The organism is Clostridium paraputrificum AGR2156 (assembly GCF_000424025.1).
Lineage (GTDB): Bacteria > Bacillota > Clostridia > Clostridiales > Clostridiaceae > Clostridium > Clostridium paraputrificum.
On record NZ_AUJC01000020.1, the window covers coordinates 1 to 9463 of the forward strand.

Below are 9463 nucleotides of genomic sequence, written 5' to 3' on the forward strand. Positions count from 1 at the left end.
AAATGATTTAGACGCTGAAATTGTTCTTATCCAAGCTAATGCACAAACTAGAGAACTTTCAGAATCTGAAAAACTTAAACAAGTTCAAAGATTATCAGAACTTTATAAAGCTAAAAAAGCTAATGGAGAAAAGGTCGGTAAAATTCGTGAAGTAATTGCAAATGACTTAAAATTATCTCCAACACAAGTAGGAAGATACGAAAGGATTAATAACAATCTTATTCCGGAACTTAAAGAACTTCTTGAACAAGGCAACTTATCAACTTCTAATGCAAGTGAATTTTCAACTTTAAGTGAAGAAAGTCAAAAAGGTATTTTAGAAATTCTAAATAAAAATATATATCTTTCAAAAGAAGAAGCTATATCTTTAAAGCAAGAATTAAAAAGAGTTGAACTTCAAAAGGAAGAAGAAATAAAAACTAAAAATTCATTAATCCGATACAACTCTGAATTAAAGACAGAATTAAATAAAGCACATACTGATAAATCAGAAATTATTTCTCAACTAGAAAGACAACTTAGAGTTGAAGTCAAACAAGAACTTGATGATAAATATTCTATGAAAATTGAAAAAGTTACTAATGAATATTTAAAAGCTAATGAGGAAAAGAAAAGACTTGAAAATGAAATTAAAGAATTAAAGGCTAATGCTCCTAAAGAAAATCTCGAAGAATTAACCGAAAATCTAAAGTTACAACAACTTATAGAAAATGCTGATAGAGCAATACTAGAAGTCAGAAAACAAAGTAATCTTATGATAAATAAAAAAATCAAATTCTCTGATTATATAAAATCAGAACTTGAACATGCTAGAATTAGTTCTACTTTATTTAAGAGTTTACTTGAATATTTTAAATAGAAAAGTGTCCTCTGGGGACACTTTTTATTATAATTAATTAAAATTTGAGTATTGCCCCCCTACTCTACTCATTTCATTTTTTTATTGCTTATACCACATTTATTACATTTATCTATCTAAATTAACTTAAAATATCTTTCTTATATGTTTTTAAAAAAAGTTTAATGAATACTATGATATATATGATTTTAAAGTCTACTATTCTTAATTACATATCATAATGTAATCAAGAAAGAAAAATAAAAAAAGTCCATATTCTAGAAGTTAAATTTAGCGTAATTAAAACAACCTAATTATTAAACATAAAGTGTTATTTTAAAGTATTGTGATAAAATACAAATCCATAGATCCTTGACTTTTGATCTTCACTAAAAATACTTTTTGCAAAGTAATTGATTATTTAATATTTTGTTAAATTATATTAAAATTATAATATTTTTACTTGTTTTAATAAAAATCACAATGTATAATAATTCCATAATTTTATAAAATAAGCAAAAGGAGGTATAAAATGAAAAAAAGGATAATAGTTTTATTTAGTTTACTCACATTTATTATTACTTCAAATTTAGGAGTTTTAACTACTTCTGCTCAAACATTAGATAAGGGTACAGATAATAATGCAAAATATAAGGTGTTTAATGGTTATGGTGAATTGATGTATACTTCTGATAGTTTAGAAGATGCTGAGCAATACTTGGCTGCATTAAATAGTAACACTTCTGAAAGATCAATTTCATCAGTTTTTAAAGTAGCTAGAACAGCTTTTAAGAAACTGCCTAACCTGTCTACTCCAGTAATGGTTTTATGTGTAACATATAAAGTTGGACAGTATGCATTAGGAAAAGCAGATGTTTCTGATATAATAAATGAAATAATACCACTAAATACATTAAAAGAAATAGCAGCATCATTAGATGAAGTTATTATATATTCACGTTCATCAAAAATATTTAATCCTTATCCACCACATTCATACGAAGGAGCAATGTGGAAAAAGAATAACTTTTATTATGTTAGGGTTGCTAGTTAGGTAAATGTATGGACGTTATAAATTTTTTATTTAGTCCAAGAGTTGATTTTATACGTCATTTATGTTTATCAATCTATTTAATATTATATTATGGAATGGAAATATTAAATAGATTGAATGAAAAGAGAAGAAATATCAAGTATTCTTCTTCATATAAATCGTTAGTGAAAGGGATTGGATATTATTATATTATTTTAGAAACAATATTTTTAATACTAGATGGACGTATATATGGGGTTAATTACGTATCAGTAGTTATTCATATCGTTACTGTATGTATTATACTAATAGCAATGTTGTTATTAAGAAGAAATTAATGTTAAACAATAAGAATATAGATTAAAACAGGTTTAAAGAGTCTATTTAATTAAGATAAAAGTTAATGTAATAAGTAATTTTATATAGTTAAAAGCCAATGAAAATACATCATTGGCTTTTATTATTCATTAAAAGTGCATTTAGTGAAGTATTTGAATTTAAAAGTGAAGATATGGTACATTTTTTTATATTCAAGGATTAAATAATTTAGTAATTGAACGTTTTTTTAAGATAAAATGGGAGGGAAATTATGAGTTTTATAACAATATGGACTTTAATTAATTTTATATTATTAGGAGTCGGAATATGTATTTCTGTTCTATTAATAAAAGCATTACGAATATATATCAAAAAACAAATAAAAAATTATATTAATTAAAATAAACTAACTATCAGCTCAGTTTTTTTAGATATAATTAGTATGTAATATTTTAACGGAATACTATAAATAAAAATTATACTATTAAGGAGATAGAAAATAAAAAAGAAATATATAAGAGTAATAATGAAAGTTGTAGTAACTATAATAATATTATTAATTCCGTTTGCTTCTATTAATTCTTCAAATTTCAATATTAATAAAAATGAATATGATAAGATTGTTGTTGATGCTGAGGATCCAACAGAGTTAGTAATAATAGATGGTAGAGATAAGTTAATGAAATTTTGTAATAAGAACTCAGTTGAAAAAGTTCCAAAATATCTATCATCTAATCAATTAAACGGAAATAATCCGATTAAAATCCTTACTAGATATAAAAAAGGTATTCCAAATAATTATATTTTTGAAATGTATGGAAATTTTGAAATTTCTTCATCTGGTACAATAATGTTTAAAGTTGAAGAATGGAATAATATTGGGAATGATAAATTAATTTTATTGGATACAATATATATGAGATATTATAAAATAATAATATTAATAATAATATTGTTGATCTTTAGTATGAAGTTATATAAAAAAAGTTATCAGAACAAGTAATTATTTTGATACCTTTTTTATTTACATATAGTAACCCCAATAAGCGTTATATGATTTTAAAGGGATTGGATATTATTACATTATTTTAGAAACTAGATTGACGTATATATGGTAAAACATTTAGTAGAGGTGATGTATTATGAATAAAGTTAATCATAATATCCTAAAATTATTTAAAATTATATTATTATTAATAACTTTAATACTATTGATAGTAATTATTCCTAGGGTAGTATATAAAGAGCCCTATAATCAAGATAATCTTTATCAAGGTACAGGAATTAATCTTAAGACAAAAGAAGCCTCAATGGGGGGATCATATGTAATTGATGGAAAGGATAAATTGGAGAAATTTTTATCAGAAAATAATTTGAATAACATAAGTACAGATGAAATATATTTATGTGGGAATACTCCATATGATGAAGTGATAACATATTCTGAAGGGATTCCACAATATTATAATTTAAATATATACGGAAATTTTGTAGATAAAGAAAAGGATAATTTAATATACTTTGAAGTTATTGACTGGTATCCAGTAAATGAAACTGTATTATTAAAAGATACATATATATGGAAAAATCAGCTAAGATATTTTTTTTATTTAGCAATTGTGATTAATATTATATTAATAATAATTATTATAAACGAAAAAAATGAAGCAGCATCAAAGTGATGCTACTTCATTTTTTTATTAATGTTTTTAGAATATAGTCCAATATGCTTTATTTTGTTCATCAGGAATAAGATATCTATCTGAGCCATTTCTACAGAATCCAAATTCTAATCTAAGAGCATTTACTATAATTTTATCCATAGTTGTTGCTGGAAGTGTTTTATACATTATATACTCATATGTTGTTTTATTTATACAAGCTTTCACTTGACCACCTAAATTTTCTTTCCAAGTATATGCAAAACTTTTATTATCATTTGTAGCAGTATTAAAATAATTAAATTTCAAATATTGCTCTACCCTACTCTACTTCATTTCCTTTTTTTACCACTCAAACCATATTCATTACATTTATCTATATAAATTAATTTAGAATACCTTTTATTATGGTTATTATTTTTTCTTCTCTTATTTACTCTTATGCTATCCTTTATCTTTTTCCCACATCTACTACATATATACCTATCTACTTCTTCTCCTCCAGTTACACTACTCATAACAACTATTTTTCTTCATATATTCACCTTAATAAATCACTCCTTCTTATATATTGTTCATATTCATAAAAAAAGCATAAAACTATATTACCCCTAGTGAACTTTCAAATAAAATCAAGTATAAATCCTTTCTATTAACCTATATTCTTCTAAAGCTATTCTTATAGCTTTAGTCAACTCACTCCCCCCTAGCGAGACAAATTTTTTAAAAAATTGTCTTTTAGGGTTGGAGTAAAATTTGATTTACTCAGCTAAAAAGTCATACAACTCAAACTCGCTTAGGTCTAGTATTATCAAGTATAGTACCATCTAACTCATTGTATCCCACTGATAGTTTACTCTATTCTAGTACAGTCACACCGCTATTATATTATATATAATAGCAACATCTAAGAAAAAGCAATCCCCTTCTGACGGTTATTTTATCGGTGGTGAGCCGATAAGTTTTTTAAAGTGTTATTCCTTTAACCACTTGCCAAAAACTCTTGGACTTTTTCTTTATTTAATATAATCTAAAAGTGTCCCCGGGGGACACTTTTAACTTAATACTTCTTTAAGTTTATCTCTATATTCTTTCTTTGCTTCATAAACTAAAGCTTTATCTTTATAATATTCTTTTGCCTTCTCTATAGTTTCCTTATAGCAACCTTCCTTAACTACTCTTTCATACTCCTTCTTTGCTCTAATCATTTCTCTATATGCTATTTTAGTTTGTTCAATATACTCTTCTAGTATTGTTGGTTCAAACATTAATAACATTTCTTCTAATTTACTTTTTTGATTTTCTATATCTTTAATATCACTTTCATATCTACTTTGAATTGTTATTCCATTTAATAACTCTAAAAACTTCTTTGTTTCTTTTGCTAATTTATATACATCTTGCTTTTTGAACCTATTACCATTTATCCCTATTCCAAACATACCACCATATCAAAAATTAAATTTATAGGCAGATTTCTTCTGCCTATTTTACATCTCTAATTCATTTTCTTTTTCATTACTTTTGGGATTATGTTTATATATATATTACTCAATCTATCACTCTCTCTATTTTTTTCATCAAAAAAAGAAGTCTTATCATTGCTGCTTGATAAAACTTCTTTTTCATTTTCTTTTATTGAATTATAAATTGATATTGCTTCTTTTGCACTTGAAAAATTAATTTCTTCATATTTTTCAAGTTCTTTATAAACTTCTTTTAAAATAGATTCTTCAATTATACTTATATAAGATATTGTTGTTTCTTTAACTTCTTTTAAAAGATTTTGTTTATCTTTTAACTCCTTACCATTAATCCAACCATGTTAATAATTTATAGAATAATCACTTGTATCAAGTCCAAAGTATTGCCCCTTTGTATATTCAAGCATTTCAGCTTGAAACTCTTTTTCTTCCCTAATCTAGTATCTTTGGTATGGAATCTTGCATAAGCCAACTCATGGAAAAGAGTCTTTATATTCTGTAATTCGCCATTCCTAGGATTATAAATAACTTCTTTGGTATATGACGCCCCTTTTACTAATCCTAAATCATACGTAGGCTCTTTTATCGTCACCCCTATTTTTTAACTACTTTTTCTATACATTTATATAAAAACTAATATCCAGCAATCTCTCCTTTAATCCATTTGTTAGAGAATATATATGGAAGATCATTGACTTTTGCCGTAGTCTGACTTATATCAAATTCATTTACTAAATTAAAATAAGTTACATTAATAATAATTTTAATAAATATACTGGTGTATCAACTGCTTATATAAAACTAGATTTAGATGAATATATTATTTATTACTAGCTATTATATAGGTCAAGCTACTTGCAAAAAAATATTATATTTAACAGGAACTTTATGTATTAAAGGTGCCACTAGAGTATTCTGAGATTAAACCTATATAATCTATAATCTCTTTAATAACTCTTTTGCTATTTTTTCATCTACACTTTTTATATCATCTAAATATAAAAGATTACTTCCTTTATATTCTTGCATTTCTCCTATTAATAATATTTCATAACAATTCCTTAAAACATTTATTAAACAATTATCAAAATGATTCTTATCACAGTTTTTACATTGCTTTAATACATCAGCAGTTGCATCAATTAAATCACTTATATCATATACTTTACCGTCTATATATGGTATATTAGCTTGTCCATCTATAATATAAGTAACACCTTCCTTTAAACAATTTACAACACATTTTTTACCATATCCTATTAGACAATCCCCTTCCTTACAAGTACCACAAATTGATTCAGTTAAACAACAATTTCCTAAATTATTTATTAGATTATTATAATTAACTTCACTATGCTCTATCCCCATAATATCTTCTCCTTTTTAGTTATTAATATTTATGTGTTGATTTATCTACAATTAAAACTGGAGTTAATACAAAAATATACTTTATTCATCCATATTCTTCTTTTGAAAAAGGTATTAATAAACATCATAATGGTTGAATACGACATCTCTTCCCAAATAGAAAACATATATCAGCCTATTTATGTGATTATATTCCTTGTGTAGAATATTAGTTAAATACTCTTCCAAGAAAAAAACCGAAATATAAAACTCCAAAAGAACTATTAGTATTACATTTAAATTAAACAATTCAATTTAAGTAGCTTCAAGTCTTTAAATCATAAATACAGAGTAGTTCAATTTATTATTGAAATTTATAAAATAGTATATTTTTTACAACTAGTCATTTATACTATTTTTTAAATTTTCTAATATATCTATAATTATTGAAGATTTTTCTTTCATATTATCTAGGTGTACATAACATTTACTTACATCCCCTGAATTATAATATGCAACGGCTTTTTGAGCTTCAGTATGGAGCTCTATATGTATAGCTTCTATTGATTTGTAATATTGGCTATTTGTGATAGCAATATTTTTTTCGTTATAATACCACTTACCAAGTCTACATTCTTTATAATTTTTAGCTACTTCTTCATCTATAGTATCTAGTCCTAAAATCATATTATATACTTTCCATATCCATAATAAGTGGTCAGTTTCATATATTTCAATCATTTCTTTTAAAGTTAAGTTAGAGCTATTAATTAAATCTGTTCTAATATTATCTATATAATTACTTATACCATAAATCTTATCACCTACATCTTTACACATCTTTTCCAATTCCATTTCTGATTTTGATATTTTAGTTAGTTCTTCCGCAAGTATATTAGTTGTTGCACTCTGTTCTTGAGATGTAGCTGTAATTTGTTCTAGTGCATAATCAATTTCTTTGATATTGTTAACTATAGTATCTATATCATTAGGTATACTTTCCACTTTGTCTTTTCCTAACTTTAATTCATAAATAACATCATCAGTGCATTTTAATGTTAATTGTGTCTTTTCTTCCAAATCATTAATATTATTATATATAGTTGTTAAGGACGATTTTGTATATTCAGCTAACTTTTTTATTTCACGAGCAACAATATTAAATCCTTTTCCACCTTCTCCAGCTCTTGCAGCTTCAATTGAAGCATTTAATGAAAGAAGAGAGGTTTGATCTGCTATTTCTTGTATAATATCTATTATATTTTTTATTTCATTAACTTTATTTGTAAGTGATTGTATATCTTCGTATATTATATTAATATTAGAGAATGAGTTTATAATAAATCTACTATTATTGTGTATACTATTGACTAATTCCTGAGCCTTATCCTTACTATTATTAGAATGTTCACTTATTTTTTGGATTGTGTACGATAGAGTATCAGATGTTGCTGCTAACTCTTCACTATTTGAAACCATTGATTGAATTATTTCGCTTTGATTATATGCAGTTCTTAACATAGTATCGATAGAATCTACTTGTATTATATTTTTATTAATATTATTAACTTTTAATACAGAATCATTATCATAGTAGCTATTTAGTAAAATATTTAATGTGTTAATTAAATTTGAATTAATGTCATTTGTTTCTTTCAGAAATTTTCGTTCATTAATTGCATTGATAATAGAGTCATTTAATCCATCTAACATATCATTATTTTTTTCTTCATACGTATTTCTTTTAAAAAGTTTCATATATACCCTCCAATAACTATATAAATTTAGTTCTGAAATAATTCATATTATACCAAATATTAGATTAAAAACGACAATAGCGTAAACATTATTAATAAATTATTAATAACATTTAACATTTCATTAACAAGAATAATACTATACCATAAAAAATCTCATTTAATATTATGTTTTTTACTTATTAAAATTTGCTACCACTATATCCATTAGATAAAACTAATATATATATAAATATATCTCATACCATTTAATCAAATCTTCCTAGAAAACTCTTACCCTACCTAATTTATTGTTCTTTTGCTTTTCTTTTTCGGATTTTTTAATTAAGATTTTATAACCTTCTTCTCTATATTTATTTAAGTAAAATCTTACATGGTATAATAAAACCATTATTAAATAAGATTATAATGTCGTCATAGTAAAAATCATTATTTTCATTCTCATCATTAACTAATAGGTAGTCTCCTCCTATTAATGATAGTAAAGTCTTATGATCATTTACCACTATACAGCCTGCAATATTTCAAATATTTCAGGTAAGCTCTTACATTCTCTATGAGCTTCATTAATAATTACCGTCTTTTTCATCAAAAAAAGAAGTCCTATCATTGATACTTGATAAAACTTCTTTCTTATTTTCTTTTAAAATAGATTTTTAAAAATATAAAATTCTCACCATACTAATTATTTTTTATTTAAAATTTCTAATTATTTATCACAAAAAAATAGGCTTATGGCTAAACTCAAGAGTATTAATTAATACATTTTCACTTTCAAATACAACAATATCATTTTTCTCATTTAGTAAACCAGATGGCACATATAAATATTGTATAGGCCCCTTACTCCAGTACCTTCCAATATTAAAACCATTTATGAATATACATCCTTTACCATATTTAGAGCAATCTATAAAAGTATCATAAATATTATCTAACTCAACTGTAAAATGATAAAACATTGGTGTATCTACTTTATTTATATTACTTTTCTTAAATTTAATTTTAGAAATCATTTCTTCATC

General features: G+C 24.4%; 11 protein-coding genes and 1 pseudogene. 5 read left to right on the top strand and 7 right to left on the bottom strand.

Features of this window, described 5'->3' with window-relative positions:
* The 5 genes from G594_RS20345 to G594_RS0114195 form a co-directional block, all read left to right on the top strand.
* Positions 1-859 (top strand): chromosome partitioning protein ParB (locus tag G594_RS20345; protein ID WP_051196027.1); only part of this gene is annotated, 859 nt, incomplete at its 5' end.
* Positions 860-1370: 511 nt separating this feature from the next.
* The gene (locus G594_RS0114175; RefSeq protein ID WP_027099183.1) at positions 1371-1892 is read left to right on the top strand and encodes a hypothetical protein; all 522 of its coding nucleotides are present in this window, start codon (positions 1371-1373) and stop codon (positions 1890-1892) included.
* A gap of 8 nt (positions 1893-1900) precedes the next feature.
* On the top strand, positions 1901-2209 hold the full coding sequence (locus G594_RS0114180) for a hypothetical protein (protein ID WP_027099184.1): 309 nt from the start codon (positions 1901-1903) through the stop codon (positions 2207-2209).
* Positions 2210-2715: 506 nt separating this feature from the next.
* Positions 2716-3192 (top strand): hypothetical protein, encoded by a 477-nt coding sequence (locus G594_RS0114190; RefSeq protein WP_027099185.1) that lies wholly within the window; start codon positions 2716-2718, stop codon positions 3190-3192.
* 139 nt (positions 3193-3331) lie between these two features.
* On the top strand, positions 3332-3871 hold the full coding sequence (locus G594_RS0114195; RefSeq protein WP_027099186.1) for a hypothetical protein: 540 nt from the start codon (positions 3332-3334) through the stop codon (positions 3869-3871).
* A 27-nt stretch (positions 3872-3898) separates the two neighbouring features.
* On the opposite strand, the gene G594_RS0114200 is transcribed toward G594_RS0114195, so the two are convergent.
* The 7 genes and pseudogenes from G594_RS0114200 to G594_RS20350 form a co-directional block, all read right to left on the bottom strand.
* Positions 3899-4159: a hypothetical protein gene (locus G594_RS0114200; RefSeq protein ID WP_027099187.1), complete on the bottom strand. Its 261-nt coding sequence runs from the start codon at positions 4157-4159 to the stop codon at positions 3899-3901.
* A gap of 23 nt (positions 4160-4182) precedes the next feature.
* Positions 4183-4368, bottom strand: a complete 186-nt coding sequence (locus G594_RS0114205) for a hypothetical protein (RefSeq protein ID WP_027099188.1) — start codon at positions 4366-4368, stop codon at positions 4183-4185.
* Positions 4369-4905: 537 nt separating this feature from the next.
* Positions 4906-5292: a hypothetical protein gene (locus G594_RS0114210; protein WP_027099189.1), complete on the bottom strand. Its 387-nt coding sequence runs from the start codon at positions 5290-5292 to the stop codon at positions 4906-4908.
* A 978-nt stretch (positions 5293-6270) separates the two neighbouring features.
* Positions 6271-6702 carry a hypothetical protein gene (locus G594_RS0114215; RefSeq protein ID WP_027099190.1) on the bottom strand — a complete coding sequence of 144 codons (432 nt, stop codon included), beginning with the start codon at positions 6700-6702 and terminating at the stop codon, positions 6271-6273.
* A 378-nt stretch (positions 6703-7080) separates the two neighbouring features.
* Complete coding sequence (locus G594_RS0114220; RefSeq protein ID WP_027099191.1) at positions 7081-8439, bottom strand: methyl-accepting chemotaxis protein; 1359 nt, start codon at positions 8437-8439, stop codon at positions 7081-7083.
* Between the two features lie 352 nt (positions 8440-8791).
* Complete coding sequence (locus G594_RS20175; RefSeq protein ID WP_155849315.1) at positions 8792-8944, bottom strand: hypothetical protein; 153 nt, start codon at positions 8942-8944, stop codon at positions 8792-8794.
* A gap of 210 nt (positions 8945-9154) precedes the next feature.
* Positions 9155-9463, bottom strand: a pseudogene (locus G594_RS20350) (beta-galactosidase); the annotation flags it as partial.